Annotated in this window: 23 protein-coding genes; 11 read left to right on the forward strand and 12 right to left on the reverse strand. The window is 63.1% G+C overall.

Annotation, left to right across the window (positions count from 1 at the left end):
• Window positions 1-80 precede the first annotated feature (80 nt).
• Together M1247_RS35765 and M1247_RS35770 are read right to left on the reverse strand one after the other, a co-directional pair.
• The gene (locus tag M1247_RS35765) at window positions 81-539 is read right to left on the reverse strand and encodes a DUF3237 domain-containing protein (RefSeq protein WP_317161203.1); all 459 of its coding nucleotides are present in this window, start codon (window positions 537-539) and stop codon (window positions 81-83) included.
• Window positions 536-1,018 carry a nuclear transport factor 2 family protein gene (locus tag M1247_RS35770; RefSeq protein WP_317161204.1) on the reverse strand — a complete coding sequence of 161 codons (483 nt, stop codon included), beginning with the start codon at window positions 1,016-1,018 and terminating at the stop codon, window positions 536-538. Before M1247_RS35770 ends, M1247_RS35765 begins: the two co-directional genes overlap by 4 nt.
• Window positions 1,019-1,228: 210 nt before the next feature.
• On the opposite strand from M1247_RS35770, the gene M1247_RS35775 reads away from it, so the two are divergent.
• The 3 genes from M1247_RS35775 (at window position 1,229) to M1247_RS35785 (ending at window position 4,618) form a co-directional block, all read left to right on the forward strand.
• A complete protein-coding gene (locus M1247_RS35775) occupies window positions 1,229-2,275 on the forward strand; it encodes an NADP-dependent oxidoreductase (RefSeq protein WP_317161205.1) in 1,047 nt (348 codons plus the stop codon).
• 97 nt (window positions 2,276-2,372) lie between these two features.
• Window positions 2,373-3,065, forward strand: a complete 693-nt coding sequence (locus M1247_RS35780) for a TetR/AcrR family transcriptional regulator (RefSeq protein WP_317161206.1) — start codon at window positions 2,373-2,375, stop codon at window positions 3,063-3,065.
• Window positions 3,062-4,618, forward strand: coding sequence for an FAD-dependent oxidoreductase (locus tag M1247_RS35785; protein WP_317161207.1), 1,557 nt, complete (start codon window positions 3,062-3,064; stop codon window positions 4,616-4,618). Before M1247_RS35780 ends, M1247_RS35785 begins: the two co-directional genes overlap by 4 nt.
• Before the next feature lie 13 nt (window positions 4,619-4,631).
• Here M1247_RS35785 and M1247_RS35790 read toward each other — a convergent pair whose 3' ends face one another.
• Entirely contained in the window at window positions 4,632-6,131 is a 1,500-nt protein-coding gene (locus M1247_RS35790; protein WP_317161208.1) for a long-chain-fatty-acid--CoA ligase, read from the reverse strand.
• A gap of 223 nt (window positions 6,132-6,354) precedes the next feature.
• On the opposite strand from M1247_RS35790, the gene M1247_RS35795 reads away from it, so the two are divergent.
• Window positions 6,355-7,017 carry a TetR/AcrR family transcriptional regulator gene (locus M1247_RS35795; RefSeq protein ID WP_317161209.1) on the forward strand — a complete coding sequence of 221 codons (663 nt, stop codon included), beginning with the start codon at window positions 6,355-6,357 and terminating at the stop codon, window positions 7,015-7,017.
• A gap of 88 nt (window positions 7,018-7,105) precedes the next feature.
• Here the strand turns inward: M1247_RS35795 and M1247_RS35800 are convergent, their stop codons facing one another.
• Genes M1247_RS35800 through M1247_RS35815 form a run of 4 tightly spaced genes read right to left on the reverse strand, consistent with a single transcriptional unit; the run spans window position 7,106 to window position 10,539 of the window.
• Window positions 7,106-7,972 carry a mycofactocin-coupled SDR family oxidoreductase gene (locus M1247_RS35800; protein WP_317161210.1) on the reverse strand — a complete coding sequence of 289 codons (867 nt, stop codon included), beginning with the start codon at window positions 7,970-7,972 and terminating at the stop codon, window positions 7,106-7,108.
• A 14-nt stretch (window positions 7,973-7,986) separates the two neighbouring features.
• Window positions 7,987-8,427 (reverse strand): VOC family protein, encoded by a 441-nt coding sequence (locus M1247_RS35805; RefSeq protein ID WP_317161211.1) that lies wholly within the window; start codon window positions 8,425-8,427, stop codon window positions 7,987-7,989.
• Window positions 8,424-9,929: a CoA-acylating methylmalonate-semialdehyde dehydrogenase gene (locus tag M1247_RS35810; RefSeq protein ID WP_317161212.1), complete on the reverse strand. Its 1,506-nt coding sequence runs from the start codon at window positions 9,927-9,929 to the stop codon at window positions 8,424-8,426. Before M1247_RS35810 ends, M1247_RS35805 begins: the two co-directional genes overlap by 4 nt.
• A 49-nt stretch (window positions 9,930-9,978) precedes the next feature.
• Complete coding sequence (locus M1247_RS35815) at window positions 9,979-10,539, reverse strand: cupin domain-containing protein (RefSeq protein WP_317161213.1); 561 nt, start codon at window positions 10,537-10,539, stop codon at window positions 9,979-9,981.
• Between the two features lie 321 nt (window positions 10,540-10,860).
• On the opposite strand from M1247_RS35815, the gene M1247_RS35820 reads away from it, so the two are divergent.
• Both M1247_RS35820 and M1247_RS35825 read left to right on the forward strand, forming a co-directional pair.
• The gene (locus tag M1247_RS35820; protein ID WP_317161214.1) at window positions 10,861-11,793 is read left to right on the forward strand and encodes an alpha/beta hydrolase; all 933 of its coding nucleotides are present in this window, start codon (window positions 10,861-10,863) and stop codon (window positions 11,791-11,793) included.
• A gap of 127 nt (window positions 11,794-11,920) precedes the next feature.
• Window positions 11,921-13,243 (forward strand): lipase family protein, encoded by a 1,323-nt coding sequence (locus M1247_RS35825; protein WP_317161215.1) that lies wholly within the window; start codon window positions 11,921-11,923, stop codon window positions 13,241-13,243.
• Here M1247_RS35825 and M1247_RS35830 read toward each other — a convergent pair.
• Window positions 13,228-13,941, reverse strand: a complete 714-nt coding sequence (locus tag M1247_RS35830; RefSeq protein ID WP_317161216.1) for an SDR family NAD(P)-dependent oxidoreductase — start codon at window positions 13,939-13,941, stop codon at window positions 13,228-13,230. The genes M1247_RS35825 and M1247_RS35830 overlap by 16 nt on opposite strands.
• 107 nt (window positions 13,942-14,048) lie before the next feature.
• Between M1247_RS35830 and M1247_RS35835 the strand changes: the two genes are divergently transcribed.
• Window positions 14,049-14,654: a TetR/AcrR family transcriptional regulator gene (locus M1247_RS35835; RefSeq protein WP_317161217.1), complete on the forward strand. Its 606-nt coding sequence runs from the start codon at window positions 14,049-14,051 to the stop codon at window positions 14,652-14,654.
• Here M1247_RS35835 and M1247_RS35840 read toward each other — a convergent pair.
• The 3 genes from M1247_RS35840 to M1247_RS35850 form a co-directional block, all read right to left on the reverse strand.
• Complete coding sequence (locus tag M1247_RS35840; RefSeq protein WP_317161218.1) at window positions 14,651-16,189, reverse strand: acyl-CoA synthetase; 1,539 nt, start codon at window positions 16,187-16,189, stop codon at window positions 14,651-14,653. The two genes, M1247_RS35835 and M1247_RS35840, sit on opposite strands and share 4 nt — an antisense overlap.
• Window positions 16,189-17,424, reverse strand: a complete 1,236-nt coding sequence (locus M1247_RS35845; protein ID WP_317161219.1) for an alpha/beta hydrolase family protein — start codon at window positions 17,422-17,424, stop codon at window positions 16,189-16,191. The genes M1247_RS35840 and M1247_RS35845 overlap by 1 nt, the downstream gene beginning before the upstream one ends.
• Before the next feature lie 108 nt (window positions 17,425-17,532).
• On the reverse strand, window positions 17,533-18,144 hold the full coding sequence (locus tag M1247_RS35850) for a TetR/AcrR family transcriptional regulator (RefSeq protein WP_317161220.1): 612 nt from the start codon (window positions 18,142-18,144) through the stop codon (window positions 17,533-17,535).
• Between the two features lie 271 nt (window positions 18,145-18,415).
• On the opposite strand from M1247_RS35850, the gene M1247_RS35855 reads away from it, so the two are divergent.
• From M1247_RS35855 to M1247_RS35865, 3 genes are read left to right on the forward strand one after another with little or no spacing between them, the layout of a single operon-like run.
• The gene (locus M1247_RS35855; protein ID WP_317161221.1) at window positions 18,416-19,840 is read left to right on the forward strand and encodes an APC family permease; all 1,425 of its coding nucleotides are present in this window, start codon (window positions 18,416-18,418) and stop codon (window positions 19,838-19,840) included.
• 28 nt (window positions 19,841-19,868) lie between these two features.
• Entirely contained in the window at window positions 19,869-20,624 is a 756-nt protein-coding gene (locus M1247_RS35860) for an SDR family NAD(P)-dependent oxidoreductase (protein WP_317161222.1), read from the forward strand.
• Window positions 20,625-20,653: 29 nt separating this feature from the next.
• The gene (locus M1247_RS35865; protein ID WP_317161223.1) at window positions 20,654-21,511 is read left to right on the forward strand and encodes a TIGR03618 family F420-dependent PPOX class oxidoreductase; all 858 of its coding nucleotides are present in this window, start codon (window positions 20,654-20,656) and stop codon (window positions 21,509-21,511) included.
• A 6-nt stretch (window positions 21,512-21,517) separates the two neighbouring features.
• Here the strand turns inward: M1247_RS35865 and M1247_RS35870 are convergent, their stop codons facing one another.
• Window positions 21,518-21,649: a hypothetical protein gene (locus M1247_RS35870; protein WP_317161224.1), complete on the reverse strand. Its 132-nt coding sequence runs from the start codon at window positions 21,647-21,649 to the stop codon at window positions 21,518-21,520.
• On the opposite strand from M1247_RS35870, the gene M1247_RS35875 reads away from it, so the two are divergent.
• On the forward strand, window positions 21,648-22,493 hold the full coding sequence (locus M1247_RS35875; RefSeq protein ID WP_317161225.1) for an LLM class F420-dependent oxidoreductase: 846 nt from the start codon (window positions 21,648-21,650) through the stop codon (window positions 22,491-22,493). The two genes, M1247_RS35870 and M1247_RS35875, sit on opposite strands and share 2 nt — an antisense overlap.
• Window positions 22,494-22,605 lie beyond the last annotated feature (112 nt).

Here is a 22,605-nt window from a genome sequence, read left to right on the forward strand (position 1 = left end):
TGAATGGCCATGCCACACAACGGAGCTGACGCCCACGCAGGTGAGGATGGCCATTCCTCTTCAATTTGGTCTCGGGAATGCTATGTGACGACTCGGAAGACCTGGAATTCGACGACGGGTCCGGGTTGGACGCGTCCTTGCCCGACGAAGATGGTCTGGTTGACCCAGGAGTATCTGGGGTCCCCGGATTCCAGGCGTGGAGTGGTGACGAAGTAGTGGTCTCCGTAGTCGGTGCCGGTGGTGCCGCCACCGAGTGCGGTTGCGGCTGCTTCGGTGACTTCGACCAGGCCTTGGTAGCTCATGTAGATGACGGCGCCGTCGTCGGTGTAGAACTGGGCGCGTACGTCGAGTCGGCCGTAGCCGTCCTCGCCCGCCAATAGCCAGTCTCCGCCGCCGGGGGCGGCCGTTCCGCTGAAGCGGTTGCCGGTGACCTTGCCGCCGGTGACCGCGAGGACCTGGCGTAGTCCGTACGGTCCCGGGCCGACGATCTGAGGTTCGGCAAGCTCTGCGGTGTAGCTGAACTCCGGCTCCAACTTCACTGTCCGACCCCCACTCCGGCGGCGGCCATCACAGCTGACATGCCCTCGGCGATCACGTCTTGCCCAAAAGCCTCGAGCACAACATTGGGATTGAAGTACTCCCGGATCAGGACAACCTTGCCGTCCCGGATCCGCATGTGGGTGCAATAGGTATTGGCATAGATCTTGCCGGTCTGCGTGACCGTCGCCCGTCCGTGTAATTCCAGAACGAAGAGTTCCGGATCGGTGGTGTCGTGCACGGTAAGCGAATCGATCCGGAGGTCGGGCACCGAGGCGAAGAACCAGTCGATGAAATGACCGATGAGGTGCCGGCCCGGCACGGTGTCGGCGAGCGGCTCAGGCGCGAAAGGCATCTCCCAGACGCCGTCCTCGGCGAAGTTGTCCTTCCACGCCTCGAGAGCCTCGCCGCGTGGCGGACCATCGTCAAGGGCCTTCCAGAATCGCTCAACCGTCGCGCGGTTGTCCGTTTGTACGCTCATGCGCCGCCTCCATCTTCTGGTCGGCTGCTGTCTCAGCCGATATCCAAAACCGACAGTGCACGACACGTCGTTAATAGTCAACACTATGTCGATATTCAGATACACAATCTCTCGACGTAGTGTTGATTACCACCGACGCCTAGTCTAATCTCGCTAGTGGTCCTGCCGTGGACCACCACCCCAGCCACCTGTGACCAACGAGGATCCGCTATGACGACACCCATCAACCGGCTCTTTCGTCTGCAGAGCCGGCCGCAAGGCCAGGTCACCGAAACCGACCTCGAGTGGGTCGAGGAGTCCATTCCCGAAATTGGCGAAGGGCAGGCGCTGGTCCGCACCCTGTACCTCTCGCTCGACCCGACCAACCGCGTCTGGATGAGTGAGTTGCGTTCCTACATCCCACCGGTCGCGTTGGGCGCGGTGATGCGCGGTCTCGGTGTCGGACAGGTCGTGGAAAGCCGGCGAGAGGATCTGCCGGTCGGAGCGTTCGTGCTCGGCTTCACCGGTTGGCAAGACTATTGTGTCGCTGACGATTCCGTTCTGGAGTTTCCGTTCACCGTTCTTCCCGACCCGCTGCCTGCGCCGCTTCCCGCATTCCTGGGAGTCCTTGGCCACACAGGCATTTCAGCGTTCATCGGTGTTGAGCTGGGCGACCCCAAGTCGGGTGAGACGGTTGTTGTGTCGGCCGCTGGTGGGGCTGTCGGTTCCATCGCCGGACAGTTGGCAAAGCAGCGCGGCGCTCGTGTGGTCGGCATCGCCGGCGGCGTGGAAAAGTGCCGACACCTGGTGGAGGAACTGGGCTTTGACGCATGTGTGGATCGGCACTCGGACAACTGGCGCGAGCTACTCGACGACGCGACCCCTGACGGCATCGACGTCGACTTCGAGAACGTCGGCGGCCCGATCATGGACCACGTCCTGGGCCGGTTGAACGTCGGCGCACGAGTGTCGCTGTGTGGTCTGATCTCGGAGTACGACGACTACAGCGCAGACAGCGATCTACCAGGCCTGCGTAACGCGAACCAGCTGCTGATGCAGCGAGCCACCCTGCGAGGCTTCATCGTTACCGACCACGTCGAACGTTATGCGGAGATCATCGGAAAGCTCGCCGCGTCACTGGGCGAGGGCTCGTTGACCTACGACGAGACCATCGTCGAAGGACTGGAAAACGCCCGGGACACCCTCAACCAGGCATTGTCCGGCGGCCTCCGCGGAAAAGCAGTCATCCAGGTCGCTCCCCCTTCGCCCGGCGAATGACAAGGCGTTGACATGCGACCGATCGCCAAGCCGCCCCCTATTTGGAGCGACGAACTAATTTAGTACGTTAATCCAATTATTGTGGCACGATGTTGTCATGCCACAGAAGGTGCGCCATCCACACAGGCGTAACCAGGTGCTTTCGCGAGATCGGATCATCGAAGTTGCCGTCGAGGTACTCGATACGGGTGGTGAAAGCGCACTCACGTTACGTACGATCACCGACCGCTTGGCCACTGGATCGGGTGCGGTTTACTACCGGGTAGGCACCCGGGACGAACTCCTGGATGCGGCGACTGAGGCAGTGATCAGTGCCGTACTCGCGGACCAGGTTGTGAAGGCGTCCGATACTCCCAAGGAGGCAATCCTGGGGGTGGCACTCGCGCTATTCGACGCGGTCGCCGTCCATCAATGGCTCGCCACTCGCTTGACCATCCAGATTGTTCGCCATCCGCTCGGTCACGTCACGGTGTCGATCTTCGAGAGGATTGGCCGGCAGGTGCAAGCGCTCGGGGTTTCGCGGACTGCATGGTTCGACACAACCTCGACCATCGTGCACTACATTCTCGGAGCTGTCAGTCAGCACGCCCGAGTCGGCGCGGCCGCCACAGATGGCGGCGCTGACCGTCAGGAGTTTCTGGATCAGACCGCAGCCGCATGGCACAGGCTGCCACCGGAGCAATACCCGTTCATGCACGCCATCGTCGATCAGATGCGCACACATGAAGACCGCCAACAGTTCCTAACGGGCATGACGATCATCATGGACGGGCTGCCAAGAAGTCTTTGACCCGACTGAAAGGTCGCATCATTCACGACGTCATTGTTGTCGGCGCCGGCCCCGTCGGCCTCTTCGCGGCCCAGGAACTGGCCCTGGCCGGGTGTTCAGTGCTGGTCCTCGAACGCGATCGAGAACCCACTTCTCCGTGGAAAACACTCCCCCTCGGGCTGCGGGGGCTCAATGCGGGCTCGGTCCAAACCCTGGATCGCCGCGGCCTTCTGGCGGCGGTGGCCGAGGCTTCACATATCGATGTCGCGACTCTGGGCGCCCCGCACGATGCGGTTGATGCACCGGCTCCGCGCGATGTAAGCCATTTCGCCGGTATGGGTCTGGACGCACACCTCATTGACACCGCTGCACTTGGATACCGGTTACCGAGCCCTGCCGCGGAGGGCTTCATGACGAGCCTCGACGCGTTCAGTTCAGCTCTCTGTAAGCGACTCGCCGAGTTGGGGGTGGATGTCATCCGAGGCGCTTCGGTTACCGCCGTGAGCCAGGACGACGAATGCGTCGTCGCGCAGGCAGCCGATCGCGAATACCGGGCACGGTGGCTTGTGGGATGCGACGGTGGTCGAAGTGCGGTCCGCGCTCTGGCGGATTTCGACTTCGTGGGTAGCGGTCCGACCTTCACCGGATACGTCGCCCATGTCAGTTTCGCTGATGCACAACGACTTCCTTACGGTTTCAACGTGACGTCGAACGGGATGTATCTCCGTACCCCCTTGGAGGGGCATGTGGGGATGATGGACTTTGACGGCGGAGCGTTCGACCGCTCGCAACCGCTCACCTGCGGCCACCTCGAGTCTGTACTCCGTCGCGTTTCCGGTGCCGACGTGTCAATCCGCGAAGTTCACCTCGCCTCCAGCTTTACCGATCGGGCCATGCAGACGAGCAGCTATCGCAGTGGGCGCGTCCTCCTCGCCGGCGACGCCGCGCACATCCACTCCCCGCTCGGCGGCCAGGGCCTGAATCTCGGTATCGGGGACGCCTTGAATCTCGGATGGAAACTCGCTGCCACGGTGCACGGGTACGCCACCGACGAGTTGCTCGACACGTATGGCGCGGAACGTCATCCGGTCGGGGCAGACGTTCTGGACTGGTCGCGCGCTCAAGTTGCGGCCATGAAACCGGCGGCGAACACCCCGGCGCTGCGCAAACTGTTGCTCGCCGTGATGAATACCCCGTGCGGGGCCACCCACGTGTACAGGACGACATCGGGACTTTTTCACCATTACGACCTGGGTGGTGGGCACCCGATTGTCGGGACGAGCGCTCCAGATTTCCAACTGGCCGATGGCCGCCGACTCGGTGACCTGATCCGCGGCGGCCGTGGCATCGTTCTCGACGTCCACGGCCAGACACTGCGGAACGCCGTCAACGGTTGGGAAGGACGAATCGACTACCGACCCGGCCCGGTACGCGACGATCTCGGTTTCCACAGCCTGCTCATCCGCCCGGACGGAATTGTGGCCTGGGCGAGCGGGGGCGACCCCGATACGGAGGTGTTCCTACAGACAGCGACCCGCTGGTTCGGTCTGCCGAGCGGCCACGGTGTCGGGTGAAAGATTCTGTGCCTCAGCTGATCTCGGCCGGTGTGGGTGGCTGCACCTCGCGCCGCAGGATCTTGCCGGTCGCGCCCTTGGGCAGGGAGTCGACGAACCAGATTTCGCGGGGGTACTTGTACGCGGCGAGTCGATCTCGGACAAAGGTCTTCAGTTCCTCGACGTCGGCCGATGCCCCGCGTTTGAGTGCCACGGCCGCGCCGATCTCCTCCCCGAGGTCCGCATGTTTGATGCCGATCACCGCTGCTTCGGCGACGCAAGGATGTTCGTAGAGAACTTCCTCCACTTCGCGGGGATAGACGTTGTACCCGCCCCGGATGATCAGATCTTTCTTCCGGTCGACGATGGTGTAATACCCGTCGCCATCGCGAGTGGCGATGTCCCCGGTACGAAACCACCCATCGGGAATGGCTTCGGCCGTCGCCTCGGGTCGGTTCCAGTAGCCTTTCATGAGATTCTCGCCTTGGATGGCGATCTCGCCAGGCATGCCGTCGGGAACGTCCTCGCCGCCGTCGTCGACGATCCGCAGCGCGCAGCCCCGTACCGGTATCCCGATGGTGCCGGGTCTGCGTTGGTGCCCGGGCTGGTTGAAACAGGCAATGGGTGCCGTCTCTGAAAGCCCGTACCCTTCGTAGATCTCGCAGTCGAACTTCTTCTCGAACGCTTTGAGAATTTCGACAGGCATGGGTGCACCACCGGTGATACACGTGCGAAGCGAGGACATGTCTGTGTTCTCCGCACCGGGAGAATGCAACATCGCGGCGTACATGGTGGGCACGCCCTCGAGAACCGTCACTCGATCACGGCCTAGGACCTGCAGAGCTTTGGCCGCCTCGAAGCGTGGGACGAGGGTGAGGAGGGCACCGGCTTTGACCGCCGCATTGAGTCCGCACGTCAGGCCGAAGACATGAAACAGTGGCAGGCAACCGAGGATCACGTCTTCGGGGCCCACGGTGATCAAGCTGTCCACTGTCGTCGCGGCGTTCGTCGACAGGTTCCGGTGAGTGAGTTCTGCCCCCTTCGGTTTTCCGGTGGTCCCGGACGTGTAAAGAATCACCGCAGTATCGTCGTCGGCTCGATCGGCCGCGTCATGGATTGGGCTGCCGGACAGGTCTATCGGACCCGTCGCGGGCACCAGCACCGAGCGAATCCCGACCTTCGCCGCTGCGGCCGACACGACGGAATCGCTGCCCTCCAACCCGTAGACCAGTGTCATGCCGGAGTCGGTGAGGTAGTACTCGACCTCGCGCGCGTTGAGCAACGGATTCATGGGGACCGCGACCGCGCCGGCCAGAAGTGTGCCGTAGAACAGCACCGGGTATGCCGGGACATTGGGAAGCACCAGGCCCACCCGGTCACCGGGGAGCACGCCCTGGGCTCGCAGATCTCCGGCCACTGCCGAGGCGTGGTCATGGAGCTGCCGGTAGGACAGCACGTGCTCGTCGAGCTTCACGGCTGGCCGGTCTCCGTATTCGTGGGCGGTCGCGATCAGATTGCCGGCGAGGTTGGACACGGTTGACTCCTGCTTCGAATAGTGAGCGCGCATTTTCATTCCGCGCCAGGCGTGCGAATCCCGTTTGAGCGCAAGCAGAACAACGGCCGAATCCGAGCAGACGGTCGGCAACGTTCATAGTATGCACGATGCGTGGGTGATAATCAACACAATGTCGATAAATTGCCGGTGTATCCGCTCCGGTACACCGGCTTCGTGGTTGGCCTGACCTATCATGTTTCTCATGGCGTCCACTTCATCGTTCAACCTGAGCACCAAGGAAACACGGGTGGGCCGACGAAACATCAAAGGTGACAGGCGCGAACAGGCCATCCTCGAAGGTGCCTACGACATGTTGCGCACCGTGCCCCTGCGCAACATTTCCATCGACGATCTCACCAAGCGCGCGGGGCTGTCGCGCTCGTCGTTCTACTTCTACTTCGAGTCCAAATGGCAGGTTCTTTCCGCGCTGCTCTCGAAGGTCACCGCCGACGTGTTCCAAGCGTCGCAACTGATCTTTGATCGCCCGACGAGCATGCCGCCGGAGGCCGCCATCGAACACGCGGTCAACGAGGTCATCCAGGTGTGGGAACAGCACGGTCACGTTCTTCGTGAAGTTGCCGACGCCGCTGCGGCCGAGCCGGACCTGCAGACCCAGTGGGACTCGATACTCGGCCGGTTCATCGATGCGGCCGCCGCAGGCATCGAGCGAGACAGAGAGACCGGCGTGGCAATCCCCGGGCCCCCGGCCAGGTCGCTGGCTGCCGCGTTGATGTGGATGGGCGAACGCAACCTCGCGTTGATGAGCCTGCGCAGCGAGAACGCAATCCCGTTGGAGGACATGGCCGAAACGGTGACCACGATCTGGCTGCGGACGGTCTACGGTCTTGAGTGGAAGCCCCGGTAACGAATTCGACAGACGACAGCCCTCTCCCAAGGCGTGAATGACACGCCGCGGAGAGGGCTTTCGTCTATCGTCTGGGGTCGCTCGGACGTTATTGGTTGTCCAAGGCCATTTTCGTCATGTTGAGACCCGGCATGAGCATGTGACCGCCCTCGACCAGCATCTCCAGGCCTGTCGTCCACCGTGATTCGTCGGAGGCAAGCCACAGCACCGCCTCGCTCATGGCCTGCGGTGGCAGCAGGCCCACATCCCGGAGAACCGCCCAGTACCTCGCGCCTTGCAAGTCCTCTTTCACACCCTGGCCAGGTCCCTTGCCTGCACAAAGGTCGTAGCCACCTTGCCAGTCCAGGGCGGGGGTGTCGGTAGGTCCAGGAAGTAGCGAGTTGACTCGGATCCCGTACTGGCCGAACTCGAGTGCTGCGCTCTTCGCCAACCCGAGTACGCCGTGCTTCGAGGCCACGTAGTGAACGTAATGGGGAGATCCCTCGACCCCATTGCCGGACGAGGTGATGATCACCGAGCCACCGCCGCGCGCCTTCATGGCGGGAGTTACCGCTTTCAGCGTGCGCCAGGGCCCCATGATGTTGACGTTGAGCACATCCAGGAACTCGTCCTCGGGAATATCCGCGAACGGGTGCACAGTCCAGATGCCGGCGTTGGCCACTGCGACATCGAGTCCACCGAAGGCTTGCACGCCCTCAGCGACCAAGCTGTCCAGCGGGGCCTGCTCGCGGACGTCGCCTTGGCGTGCGATGATTCGCCGGCCCAGCGCCTCGACTTCCTTGACCGTGATCTCGAGGTCAGCTGCCGTGCCAACGGGATAGGGAACCCCTCCATTCGCCGGGCAGTCGAAGGCGAGGATGTCTGCACCTTCCTGGGCGAGGCGGATCGCGTGTGCGCGTCCCTGACCTCGAGCCGCGCCGGTGACCAGCGCGACCTTTCCTTCCATGCGTCCCATGTTTACTCCTCTTCTTAGGTGATTCGATTACCTGCAGTCGGCCTGATCAGTTGGAGAAGAACATCGATTCCGGGAGGCTCGGTCCAGACATGTGTGGTGTCTCCCATCGGAATCGGTGCTGCGATCGGCTCCGGGCGCCCCGGCCCGCGGATGGCGCAGCCTGCGAGTTCGGGGCCATCCGCGTCAGGTAGCCGTAGTGCTACGTGGTCGAGTTTTGCCGGTGCCCCGTGAAGGGCTGCGTCAAGCGCGTCCGGGTCGTGCAGGGTGTACAACTCCACCTCTGCTCCGGAAACGTTGAGGAACGCCGCGCTGATACTCATGACTGGAACCTCAACCGTGCGAGCAACTTCGACGCCAAACCGATCGCACCAATGCGTGAGGGCCGAATCCAGATCGCGTACCAGGATGCCGACGTGGTCGAGCCGAGGCACGCCGGCAGCGGGTGGCGAGGTCACTGGCTGCCCGCCGCGACGAAGTGCGGAGCAAGGCCGGGCCTCGGCTCGGTCCAGCGCTGGGTGACGACTTTGGACCTCGTGTAGAAGCGATAGCCGTCGTAGTTGAGCCCGTCGTCTCCGAAGCGGGAGTCGCCCCATCCGCCGAACCCGAACCAGGAAATCGGCACGGGGATAGGCACGTTGATCCCCACGCTGCCCGCCAGTACGCCCCGGCTGAATCGACGGGCAGCCGTACCGCTGCCGGTGAAAATGATCGCGCCGTTCCCGTACGGATTATCGTTGACGATCTGCAGGGCCTGCTCGAGATCTTCGGCGCGCAGCACACTCAGGACCGGTCCGAACACTTCGTCGCGGTAAAGGTCGCTCTCGACGCTGACCCGGTCGACCAGACTGGGGCCGATGAAGTAACCGGCTCCGGGTGCCGTCCGTTCACGGCCGTCGACGACCAGTCGGCCGCCCTGCTCTACGGAGCGGTCCAGCGCCCCACGGACCCGATCGAGTGCGCGCTCCGAGATCAATGGCCCCATGTCGGTACCCGACGCCGCACCCGGGCCCACCGTGAACGCATTGGCGCGCTCGGCAACCTTGGCCACCAACGCATCTGCCGCGGAGCCGACCGCGACCGCGACCGTCACGGCCATGCATCGCTGACCTGCGGCCCCGTAGGCCGCCGACACCAGCGCATCGGCCGCGGCATCGAGGTCTGCGTCCGGCATCACCACCATGTGGTTCTTCGCGCCCCCGAGAGCCTGCACCTTCTTGCCCGCCTCGGCCGAACGCCGGTAGATCGCCCGCGCGACCGGGGTGGACCCGACGAACGACACCGCCGCGACATCGGGGTGGTCGATGAGTGCCTCGGCGGCCTCTACCCCACCGTGCACGACGTTGAGCACGCCGTCGGGCAATCCTGCCTCGCTCGCGATCTGCGCCAACCGCACCGAAGCCGACGGCACCTGTTCACTTGGCTTGAGCACGAACGTGTTCCCGCACGCAATGGCGGCGGCAAACATCGACACCGGCACCATGACCGGAAAGTTGAACGGTGTGATGCCGGCGCATACACCGAGCGGCTGCCGGAAGGAGTACGTGTCGACCCCATTGGCAACCTGCTCGGCGTACTCCCCCTTGAGTTGCTGCACCACTGAAAGCGACACGTCGATGGCTTCGATCGAGCGCGCCAACTCTCCCCGGGCGTCTGCAAGCGTCTTGCCCTGTTCGGCCGTGATGATCGACGCCAGGTCGTCCACCTGCTCGTGCAGCAACACCCGGAAGCGATGCAGTATCGATGCGCGGGCAGGGCCGGGGGTGTCGGCCCAGGCCACCGCTGCAGTGTGCGCACTGATGACAGCTTCGTCGACGGCATCGGCACCGCCCAACACGACGGACCCGATCACGCGCCCCGTGGCGGGATCATGGATCTCGGCTCGCGGCCCCTCTGTCGAGGAGACGGCCGTGCCGCCGATCCAATGCGGCACGGTGTCAAGAGATACATCGATGGTCACAGCAACTCCAATGGTCAGTAATGCCAAATATCCGAAACGACAACCAGGTTCAGGCTTCTTCGCGAGGATGCGGAATTTCGGGGAACATCTCGAGGCCGTAGTTGACCTTCAAGTTCTCGACCTCTGCCTGCAGCTGCTCGGGTGTCCGGAGCTCCCGATCGCGCGCTTCGTAGAAGTACTTGTCGATACCGCCGTTGGGCTCGAAACCATCACTGTCGGGCCCGGGCACGAACACCACGAGAATCCGGGCTTCATCACCGACCACCTCGTAGGTGTGCCGCTGATCCTTGCGCCCCCAGACGAACTGGCCCTTCTTGGCGTTGTAGGAACCCGCCTCGGTGTGAATCTTTATCTCACCGTCCATCACGAAGAAGCCCTCTTCCTCGCGGTGATGGATGTGCCAGACCGGTTCGGTACCACGCACCCAGTTCGTCTCGATGATGATCAGCTGGCCGTTGGTGGTCTCACCGGTCGCATGAATCCAGAAATCCACGCCGGTCATGAAGTCACCGGTCATGTTGAAGTGGATGTCTTCACGGTGGGAGACGTAGCTCTCGCCATCGCGCGAAGTTGACGGTTGGATCTGATCGACGTCCGATCTCGTGGCCATGTCAATCCTCTTTCGTCGTTGTGCGCCGTGCCCCGGTGTTCGGTGTCACGGCCTTGGCGAAGTTGAGATTAGACTCACAGTCGAGCTTAGTCAACACAGTGTCTACTTTTGAGTGACCCCGCGTTGCCCGGTGTCGTCAAGTAAATACTCGACAATGTGTTGACTATCACCAACGCATAGTGCACGCTCGGATCCACCGCGGAGCTGAAGGGCAGCCCCGCTCGAAAACGGAGGTCCAACAGTGAAATTGGCGCGCGAGTTCAGCTACACCGCAGAGCTGGCCGAACCTCAGATCGTCAGCCAAGGATTCCGAGTCGCGGCATGAGTGTGCTGCACGCGCAGGTCCAGCAGCTGTTGAACTCGCTGTCCGACCGCCCTGCCCCACAGCCGTGGGAAATGCCGATCGCGGCCTACCGGGAGGCAGGCGAGAAGCTCATCGCGTTGGCGGGCGATGTTGAATCACGCTGCACGGTGGATGATTTCACGATCCCAGTGCGTCAGGGGACAGTCACCGCGCGGTGCTACCGGCCCCCCGTGACCGGACCGGCGTTACCGGGCGTTGTTTATCTGCACGGCGGGGCATTCGTCCGCGGAAGCCTGGACACCCACGATCGGCTGTGCCGGAAACTCTGCGTGCGGGGTGAACTCATCGTGATTTCCGTTGCCTACCGCCTGGCACCGGAAGACCAGTTTCCCTGTGCTCACCAGGACGCCGCCGATGCCTTTTCGTGGGTAAGTGAGCATGCCGAGCGACTGGGCATCGACGCCGAGGCCCTGGCGGTCGCCGGCGATTCCTCCGGGGGCGCGCTGGCGGCAAGCGTGGCGCTTGCTTCGCGTGAACAAGGCCCTTCGGTCAAGGCCCAAGGTCTGCTGTGCCCCGCACTCGATGCCACCATGAGCAGCGACTCGGTCGAACGGTACAAGGACGGCCCGTTCCTTACCCGGGCCGCGCTTGAATGGGCGTACGACATGTACGTACCCGAGCCCGACGACCGTCGTTCGAGCCTCGCCTCACCCTTGCTGACCCAGAACCTCGTAGGCGCACCGCCCGCTGTGATCGTCAGTGCTCAGGTGGATCCCGTAGCCGACGATGCCCACCGCTACGGCGAACGGCTCGCTGCCGCGGGGATCAAGGTCCAAACCCATGAGTACGAGGGCATGCCGCACAGCTTCCCGTTGCTGGCGGGCGTACTCGACGACGGCGATCACGCCATCACCGTATTCGCGAGGGAACTCGCCGCGTTCCTCAGTTAGACAACGCACCGGCCGTTCACGCCCGATCACACAAACCATTGCCATTCCCGTCTCGAGGCGACTCCTCACGTCTGCCAGGACCGGGAACCATCCGTCGTGCCGTCAATACAACCAAAGGAAACCAACGATGATTCCCTGTCCGGGTATCTGGGTCAGGGCGGTAATCGTCGCCCTGTGTGTCATTGCGTCAGCGCCCTTTTCGGCGAATGCGCCGGATGCCCGGGCTGACGAATCACGGTATCTGGCGTTCTACACGCCGCCGGATCCCCTGCCCGCGGGCGCACCGGGTGATCTCATCCGCACGGAGCCCTCCAGGCTGGTTCTGGAGCCTTCCGGACAACTGGGCTCATTCGTGGGGACCGGAACTCGAATCATGTATCGCAGCACCGATGCTCAAGGCCATCCCGTAGCGGTCACCGGTACCTATATCGAACCTGACGTCCCCTGGCCCGGCAATGGGCCACGCCCCCTGCTTGCCTACGCCACCGCCCCGTACGGGATGGGAGAGCAGTGCGCTCCGTCCCGCCTGTTCAACCAAGGCATCCATGCCTCCTTGGACACCGGTTTCGACCTGATGTTCAATCTCGAGGAAGGATTCATCGCGACCCTGCTGGCGCGGGGCTACGCGATCGTGGTCACCGACGGTGTCGGATTGGGAGTCCACGGTCAGATGGCGCCGCAATTCCTGAACCGCGTGGCAGGCGGGACCGCACTCAACGACGCTGCGCGGGCAGCGATGAAACTTCCCGGCACCACGTTGGATCCGCATGGGCCCGTGGCTTTCTGGGGCTGGTTGGCCGGCGGCGGACATGCTGCGTTGGCAGCCGCCGAGTTGGCCGGCGCCTACGCACCCGAACTCAACGTGGTCGGAACCTATGCCAACGGCGCCACGACCGATCTGCCCAGCATGCTGCCGCCCCTTGACGGGAACCAGCTCGCCGGATCACTCGGGTGGGTGCTACGAGGGATCCAAGAGGCGTATCCCGATATGACCCAACCGATTGCAGACTCCCTCACCCCGCGCGGTGCTGAGATGTTGGCCAACACCAGCAGGCAGTGCATGATCCAAACCGGCATCAACTACGCGTTCCGCCATCTGCAGCCATGGTTCAAGAAGGACCTCTATCAATCGGTGCGCGAGGAACCACTCAGCTCCATCCTGGCGATGCAGCGAATTGGCAACGTGAAACCCACTGGACCGGTGTATCTTTCGCACAATCGATGGGATTCCTTCGCGCCCTATGAGTCGGTGGTGGCCACCGCGAGGGATTGGTGCGCGCTGGGAGCCGACGTCACGTTGTGGACCAACGAGCAACCACCTTTCCTCAACAAGACGGATACCAACGCACTCCTGACTGCCTTCGTCGACGGCGAGCGGAGCATGGCCTGGATCGCCGACCGCTTCAACGGCGTGCCCACCACACCCACCTGCAGTCAGCTGTTGGAGTGAACGCCCATGCCGCCGGACACGGTCAGGTTGGTCCCGGTGATGTAGGTGGCGGCGTCCGAGGCGAGGAAGACCACAGCCTCGGCGATATCACCGGGAGTGCCGATCCGCCCGAGAGGCACCTCCTGAGCCCAGGAGTCCATCATGTCTTGTGACACGCCCATTTTGGCGTAGACCGGGGTGTTGATCATGCCGGGACTGACCGCGTTGACGCGGATACGGCGCGGGGCGAGTTCGAGTGCGAGCGATCGCATCAGGGGCAGCAGGGCGCCCTTGGCGGCTGTCATGGCAGCGCCGAGTCCTTCACCTGCTCCCACGGTCAGCACGACGGACGCGCCGTCGTTTAGGAGCGGCAGGGCCTTTTGCAGCGTGAAGAAGGTGCCCTTGACGTTGATGTCGAACAAGGCATCGAAGGCGGCTTCGTCGGTCGTCTCGATCGGACCTGGCCGGGAGATGCCCGCGTTGAGAAAAAGCAGATCGAGACCGCCGAGGTGAGTGCGCACCTGATCCATTGCCCGGTCGATGTCCGATAGGGACCGTGCATCGGCCCGGACAGCCGTGATGCCCTCCCGCACTTCGGCATCGGCGACATTGGTGAGGCCGGTGACCATAACCCGATAGCCACGCGCGTGGAGCAGCTCGGCGGTTGCCTTGCCGATGCCGCTGGTTCCGCCGGTGATCAACGCTGCGGGTGCAGACATGAGGGCTTCCTTTCACCTGTGTTTCTCAAGCAGCGTAGCGCAATGTGGCAGTGACTGCCAGATTGCATGTGTATGCCAACTTGGCAGTGGTGGGTTAATCTGAGGTTATGGAGGACTCCGAGCGGGTGACCAGCGCGCCGGTCACCCTGTGGGACCGAACTCGAGAGTTGGCGTCCCGAGAGATCCGTGAAACGGCGCTGCGCCTGTTCACCGAGCAGGGCTATGACGAGACCACCATTGCTCAGATCGCCCGGGAAGCCGGCGTCTCGCAGCGCACCCTCTTTCGCTACTTCGGCACAAAGGAAGATCTTCTCGGCGGCAACCAGGACAGCTTCCGGCAGGCCGTCGTCAGCACGGTCAGCAAACTACCGGCAGAGACGGGCGTCTGGGAGGCCCTGAGGGCGGGGCTCGAGGCCGTGCTGGCTCTGCATGAGAGCCGCGATCAGGCTCTCGCCCGGTTCCGTCTCGTTTACGCCACTGCATCTCTTCGCTCTAGTTGGCTCGGGAAGCGACTGCTGTTCCAGGAGGACCTGTTGCCGCTCATCGAGATCCGGATGGACGCAAAAGTCCGCAATAAGGGTGCGAAAGCCCGCGCGATGATCGCGACGGCGTTCGCGTGCCTCGACGCCGCATCGATGGCATGGGTCGCCAAGGGCGGTGAGAACGACATCATGGATCTATACGACGACTGCCTCGCTGCGGTGCGCGGCTAACTCGGCGAGCCGGTGAAGCGTTCGCGCAGCTGTAGTTTCAGCACTTTGCCGGCAGGATTGCGCGGTAAGGCGTCGACGACTTCCAATCGCAGCGGCAGTTTGTACCGGGCCAGCCGGCCCGCGGCGAACTGGCGCAGTTCGTCGAGAGTCACTGCGGCACCCGGTGCGGTCGCGACGACGGCAGTCACCGCCTCGCCCCACGTGATGTCCGGCAGTCCCACGACTGCCACCTCGGCGACGGCGGGATGGCTGTAGAGCACGCTCTCCACCTCAGCCGGATAGACGTTTTCGCCGCCCGTCACGACCATGTCCTTGAGCCGGTCCACGACGTGGATGTAGCCATCGCTGTCCTCGTGACCGATGTCGCCGGTGTGGAACCAACCCTCGCCGTCGATCACCGCGTTGGTGGCGACGGGATTATTCCAATAACCGAGCATGACCTGGGGACCGCGGACGCAGATCTCCCCCGGCTCACCGGGCATCACCGGTGTGTTGTCGGTGTCGACCACCCGTACATCGGACAGTGGCAGCACCTTGTGGCCGGCCGCTCCGATCTTCCGTGCCGAATCGCTGACCCCGGTGGCCAGCGCGAGCGGCGCGGTTTCGGTCAGCCCATACCCCTGGGCGAACACCACTCCATGCTCGGCATAGCTCCGCATCAGCGGTTCGGGTACCGGTGCACCACCACAGACGAAATAGCCGACGCTGGACAGATCCGAGGTCGCGAACTCGGGAAGCCGGCTCATGAACAGGAACATGGCTGGAACGCCGAACATCGTCGTCACCCGATACCGGGTGATGTCAGTCAGTGTCCGCGCCGCATCGAAGGATGCCACGAGGATCACGTGGCCGCCCTTCTGCAAAGTGAGCAACGTGGTGACGTTGAGCCCGCCGATGTGGAACATCGGCGCGGCGACATAGGTGGTGTCGGCCGACGTCACATCGAAGGTCAGTAGCGCATTGACGTTGTTCCAGAACAGGTTTCCATGTGTGAGCATCGCGCCCTTCGGCAGTCCCGTGGTGCCGGAGGTGTACATGATGACCGCGACGTCACCCGGATCCGGATGTGCCGGCTCGGCGATTGGGGCGCGGGCGGCCAGCAGCTCATCGAATTCTTCCCAGCCCGACGTCGTGGACAGCGCGACGAAGCGGCTGAGCCCGAGACCCGCGCGGAGCGAGTCGACCGCCGGAGTGAGGGTGGCATCGGCAATGAGCGTGTGAATTCCGGCGTCGTTGATGATGTACGCGAGTTCAGGTCCGGTGAGCCGGAAATTGAGCGGCACGAACGTCGCCCCGGCCCGCGCGCACGCGAACAATGTGATGAGGAAGGCCGGATGGTTGGGCCCCAGATATCCGACGCGGTGCCCGGACCCGGCACCGCCTGCCACGAGTTCGGACGCCAACCGGTCGATGCGGTCGGCGAATTCGCCGTAGCTCAGGGTGTGGTCTTCGAAGGTGATCGCCGGCCGGTCCGGTCCGATCAGACTGCGCCGGGCGACCCACGACCCAACATCGACCGCGGGTGCACCGGTCATCAGATCTGCTCCGTGCGCAGCACGGTGTCCAACCAGTCGTAGATGACCGAGGATGCGTAGCGGAAAACATCGACCTGGTTGTGCAGATGACCGCCACGTTGGGCGGTGAAGGTGTGGACGGTGTGCTCGGCGGTGAGGTGCTCGGCGAGTAGAGCCGGTTGCCCCTTGAGTGCGAAGTCCTCGTCGGCGTCCAGGACCAGAACAGGGCACTTGATCTGTTCGGCAATGCCGTCGCGCACGTTGAAGTCACAGATCCGCTTCATCAGCATGCGGGGCGTATCGGCGCCCATCACCCACGACCCGTGTTCGACCGACCAGCGGACGGTGCCATTCTCGGCAATCCGGTTCTGGATGAATTCGTCGAGTTCCGGGTCGGTTTCGGCGCCGATGCGCTCGACAAGCGATTCCCTGCTGTCCGGGAAATCACCAAGGTAGACATCCAAGGGGACCGTGCTCATGTCATAGACACCGTTCCAGGCGACGACGGCGGCGAGTCGCTCTTCGAAAGCCGCTGCGCGCGGGGCAAGTACACCCCCCATGCTGATCCCGATCAGTGCGATCCGGTCAGCGTCGACATCGTCGCGGGTCAACAAGTAGTCGATTACCGGTGCGACGACATTCTCCCAGTCAGGACGAAACGTCAGTCCCTGAGTGCGGATGACCTGCCCCTGCCCGGGACCCTCGAACGCCAGGATGTTGTATCCGCGCTCCTGTCCGGCCCGCCCGCCGAATGCGTATATTTCTTCACCCGTTCCGTCGAAGCCGTTGTGGATAACCACAGTGGGCTTCGGTGTGCCAGAGTCAGGTCCCAGCGCGGGATAGAAGTATGCGGGCAGGTGTCCGTCGCCGAAGGCGATGTCCAGCACCTCGATCTCGGGCTCGTGCAGTCGTGCCGCCCGCCGGAAACTGTCGACGGACAGTGCGGATGTCGCACGGATCCGTGGATCCTCCGGATTGCCATGGAGGAAGAACTCCGCAGTACGGAAGTAGTTGGCAGCACGCAGGTAACCGTCACGCGCCGATACCGGGTGCCTGGCCTCAGCGGCCGTGGACCGCTCGAACACCCACTGCGCGGTGTCGTACCACTCGGCATGCCAACTGTCGTAGTCACCCTCGACGATCCGCGACGCAGTTGCCAGACATTCGCCGAATTCAGCTGCACCGTACGATGTTTGACCCATCGTCCGGATGAACTCGAAGTCGAACTGCGGATCCTCGTGGAAAAACACAGCCATGGGGGCCACCTTTGCGTTCCAGCAGACGAGACGGAACCGTTCCGTCCCGACGCAACGACACGCTACCGCGAGCATGGGATCTCGTCCAGCCCTGTTTGGGTTCGAGCGCTAGCGCGTAGCCGGGTGTAAAACCACCATGATTGACTGAATAACGTTTTGTTTCAACGCTTTGTCCGACTCCCGCCGACGCCCGCAGGCTCGCCAGAAGAGGGGGGCCGCCAGCAGATCGAGGGCATATTCGATATCCGCGCCCGCACTCACTTCCTCGGTCTCGATCCGTTGCTCGAACACCTCGCGCCAGTATCTGCGACGCATGACGCCGATGCGTTCGGTCAACGCCGTGTCGAGCGCCGGGTTACGCAACGCTTCGGCGATGAGGTCCGGCACAATTCTCCGGTTCATACCGCTGGTCAGCCAACTGTCCACCGCCTCAACAGCCGAGGTCACGACGGTCCGCAGATCCTGCGATGCGTCGACCGCAATCTCGGGGACACTGACGCCCGAGACCGCGTCCAGAATCATCTCCTGTTTTGAGGGCCACCGCCGGTAGAGCGCGCTCTTCCCTGCTTTCGCCCGCCGGGCGACACCGTCCATCGACAACTGTCCGTAACCCACCTCGGCGAGTTCACTGAGCACCGCCTCGGTGATGGTGCGGGTCAATTCGGCGCTGAGGTTCGAGCTCGACGGCCTTTCGGCCTTGGGAGCAGATCGGTTACTCACGGCTAGGAAATTACCAAGCTAAGGCGGATCGGGGCGTCGTGTTTCGCTCCTGGCCGCACATCGACCGGCGGATTCGGAACCAGCTGCCACGGAAGCGTTGCAATGTGGCGCACGACACCTTACGCTCGGGTCACCAAGACGAGACGGTCCCGTTCCGTCTCGTCTGGATTCCGATCACCACGCGGATTCGTTCGATGCCTCACCACTGCCCACCCAGAAGGCGACAGATGGCCATGTTGTACGAAATTCCGACCGAACCTGTTGCCGCGCAATGACAGCCGAAGCGGGTGGGCGAACCGACGCCGGTGGCCGGCGGCTACGCCAGGGCAGCATCGGTGTCGGCGGCATGGTGTTCATGGTCGTTGCCGCCACCGCGCCCCTGACGGCGTTGGCGTCGAACTTTGCGTTGAGCATTGGTTCGGGTGCCGGAATCGGAACACTGGGCTGGATCCTCGTGGTGGCGGCACTGCTGTTCGTGTTCACCTCCGGTTACGTGGTGCTGAGTCGGCACGTGGTGAACGCCGGGGCCTACTCGGCGTTCCTGGGCTACGGCCTTGGCCGCAGTGTTGGCGCGGCCGCCGCGTTCATCGCCGGGATCGCCTACAACCTGGCGACCGTCGCCATGGTGACCGCGGCCGGATTCTTCGCGAAAGCCGCATTGGACCCCGTCCTGGATGTCGATATCGGCTGGTACTGGTACACGTTCGCCGCCGTATTGGGCATTTGGGCTATCGGCTACTTCGGAGTGTCAATCGCCTCACGCATCACTACCGCGATCTGCGTCGCCCAGTTTGTCCTCGTCGGCATCCTCATCCTGGCGATAGTGCTGCAGAGATCCGGCTCGTACTCACTGGAGGGTCTGACGCCCGGTTCGATGCTGAGCGGAAACTTCGCGATGACCTTGGTCTTCTGCCTGCTCTCTTTCGGAGCCTACGAGGCGGCCGCCGTCTACGGCGAGGAATGTGACGCTCCAGCCAAAAACGTGCGCACGGCAACCTATTTGGCGCTGACGCTCCTGGTAACACTGTTCTTTCTCGCAACATGGAGCCTCATCGCGGCGTTCGATGATGTGGAGCCCTTGGCGGCAGCCGATCCCGGAGCAATAGTGACCTCGGCCGCCAATCGGTACGTTGCTCCGTGGGCGGGCGCGGTATTGGCCTATACCATCGCCATCAGTTTCCTGGCGGCGGCGGTTGCGTTTCACAACATGGCGGCCCGCTACCACTTCTCGCTGTCGCGGGCAGGCATTCTCCCCGCCGCGTTGTCGCGTATGCACCGCCGCAAAGGAACACCCGCCAATGCCACGCACCTCCAGATTGCACTGACCGTCGTCATCATCGTTCCATTCGTCCTGTCCGGTTTGGACCCGCTCCGCAACATGTTTCCCGCTGTTTCCGGCGTGACGTCGCTCGGCGGCATCTCGATGCTGATCGGATGTTGTCTCAGCGTGATCGTCGCCTCGTTCCGAGGCAAGGTGTCGGGATCCGTGTGGGCCACCCGGATCGGCCCGACGATCGCCGGCGCGGGTCTGCTCACGATCGCCACGATCATCGTCGCAAACTATCGGGAAGTCACCGGAAGCAATTCGCTGATCATCGACGCAATGCCCCTGCTCCTGGTTATCGGGGCCGGCTACGGCGTTTACGCAATTCGCCGGAACCCTGAGGTGAGTCTCGAAAACTATCTGACCGACTAACCGGCAATACAGCTCAGAAAGGTGAACATTGACCATCACTGCACTGCTGCAGGGCAAGACCACCGTAGTCACCGGCGCCAGCTCGGGTATCGGTGCCGAAATTGCGCGCGGGATGCATGCCGCCGGGGCGAAGGTGCTCCTGGTGGGACGCGACCGAGCACGTCTGGCTGCGTGCGCGGACGCCGTGTCCACCGATAGCAGCACCATTGACTACCTGAGTGTCGACGTGACGGGCGAGTCGGCGCCGACCGAGATCGTCAACCATGCCGTCGACCGGTTCGGTGGACTCGATGTTCTGGTGAATGCGGCAGGCGTCTTCCAACCGACACCATTCACCGACACCACCGACGCGATTCTCGACGAGCAGTGGGATGTGAACGTACGTGCACCCTTTCGGTTGGCCCGCACCGCTGTCGACCACATGACCGAGGGATCGTCGATCATCTTCATATCGTCGATCTGCGGTCACGCCGGTTTTCCCAACTCCAGCGCGTACTGCGCAACCAAAGGCGCGGTCGAGCTGCTCGTCAAATCGCTGACCGCCGAGCTGTCCCCGCGTGGCATCCGCGTCAACGCAGTCGCGCCGGGCAACGTACGGACCAGTATCAATGCTCATCTTCTGGCTGATCCGACGTACGAACGGCAGATGCTCGACTCCACTCCGGCCGGCCGTATCGGCGAAGTAGGAGACATCGCGCCCGCGGTGGTATTCCTGGCGTCGGAGTCGGCGTCCTACATCCACGGTTCCAGCCTGCTCATCGACGGCGGCTGGATCGCGAGCTGAACCGTATACCCGTTCAACCGTCAAAGAGCATGATGACCACCATTCCCGCCGCCGCGATGCACCTCCTGCGAGGAAAGTACTACGCCCACGTTGCAACGACCAATACCGATGGCACACCACAGATTTCGCAGGTCTGGGTCAGTACCGACGGCGACCTGATCACCTTCAACTGCTACGAAAGTTCGGTCAAGGCCAGGAATCTGCGTGCCAACCCGAGCGTCGCGGTCTCGATCGCGGGCCACGGGAACACCTCTCACGAGAGCCTGGCCGTTCAAGGCAAGGTCGTCGAAATGACTCACGCCGGTGCCGAGCAGCACATCGACGCACTCGCCAACCACTACCTCGGTCTCGATGCGTATCCGATCGACCGGCCGGAGGAAACCCGGGTGATCGTCAAGATCGCACCGCAGAAGGTCTACCACCGAGTGGGTTATGACGTCGAAAAACAGTACGCGCAGACGATGGCGCCCTACACCGAACAGATACGTCACCTACTCGACAAGAACATGCGAGGCTGGGTCGATACCTTCGCCGAGGATGCGGTACTGGAATTGCCCTATGCACCCGCGAACTATCCGCAGAGGCTGGAGGGTAAGGCCGCAATCTTCGAGTATGTCAAGGATTATCCGAAACATATCGACCTCCGGGACATCTCCGAGCTAGCGGTACACCAGACGCTTGACCCGAAAGTGCTCGTCGTCGAGGCCGTTGTGGAGGGGCTCGTGGTCGCGACCGGCAATCCGTATCGGGTGCGCTATGTCTGGGTGATCACGGTCGAGGCAGGCAAGGTGGTGCGGCAGCGCGACTACTGGAACCCGGTGAGTGTGCTGGACGCGCTGGGGGGCGACGAAGTCATGCGCGACGCCTTCAACGTTCAAGCAAACTAGTCCGTCTCAACGCACCAATCGTTCGACGATGCCGGCGTGCACCGCGCCGAGTTTGACGGGTGATGTCGCCGGGCACATCGTGGTTCTGATCGGCAATGTCGGAATACTCTTGAGCGCAAGGCGGGTTGATTGAGCCATGACTCATCCGACTCTGGGCCCCTTCGGCGTTTTCGGCGTTTTCGAGCAGTGGAAACAACTGAGCGCCGGGCAACTGGGAGACATCGAGGCGCTCGGCTACGGTGCTATCTGGGCAGGTGGCTCGCCGCCGGCCGAACTCGACTGGGTTGAGTCGCTCTTGGAGCCAACCGAAAAACTTCAGGTGGCAACAGGCATCGTCAACATCTGGTCCTCCCCCGCCGGCCAGGTTGCCGAGTCCTTCCACCGTATCGAGGCCGCCTATCCCGGACGGTTCCTGCTAGGGATCGGAGCCGGCCACCCCGAGTTGATCGCCGAGTACAAGAAGCCCTACGCCGCGCTGACCGAGTACCTCGACAAGCTCGGCGAGTACGGCGTACCCAAGGACCGGCGCGTCGTCGCCGCGCTCGGCCCACAGGTCCTCAAGCTCGCCGCCCGCCGCAGCGCCGGAGCCCACCCCTACCTGACCACCCCGGAGCACACTGCCCAGGCGCGTGCTCTCCTCGGACCGGATGCGTTCATCGCCCCGGAGCACAAGGTGGTGCTGACTACTGCCGCTGAGCAGGCGCGGGCAGTCGGGCGCAAACATCTCGACATCTACCTCAAAGGGACCAATTACGTGAACAACTGGAAGCGGTTGGGGTTCACCGACACCGACGTCGCCGCGCCGGGTAGCGACGCTCTGATCGACGCGCTCATCGCGTATGGCAGTACCGATGCCGTCGCAGCGAGGCTCAAGGAGCATCTGGCCGCCGGTGCGAACCACGTGCCCGTGCAGGTCCTCACCGAACCTGACAAGTTGATTCCGGCGCTTGCCGAACTGGCCGGCCCGCTCGGCCTGAACTGATCCCACGCCCTACGGCCGGCCCACGGCCTACTGCGTCAGAACGGTGGTGGGAGGTTTTGTTCGGCGATGAGGGTGTCGTTGAGTTTGCGTTCGGCGGTGATGCGTTGGGCGG

It is taken from the genome of Mycobacterium appelbergii (genome assembly GCF_032883035.1).
Classification (GTDB): domain Bacteria; phylum Actinomycetota; class Actinomycetes; order Mycobacteriales; family Mycobacteriaceae; genus Mycobacterium; species Mycobacterium appelbergii.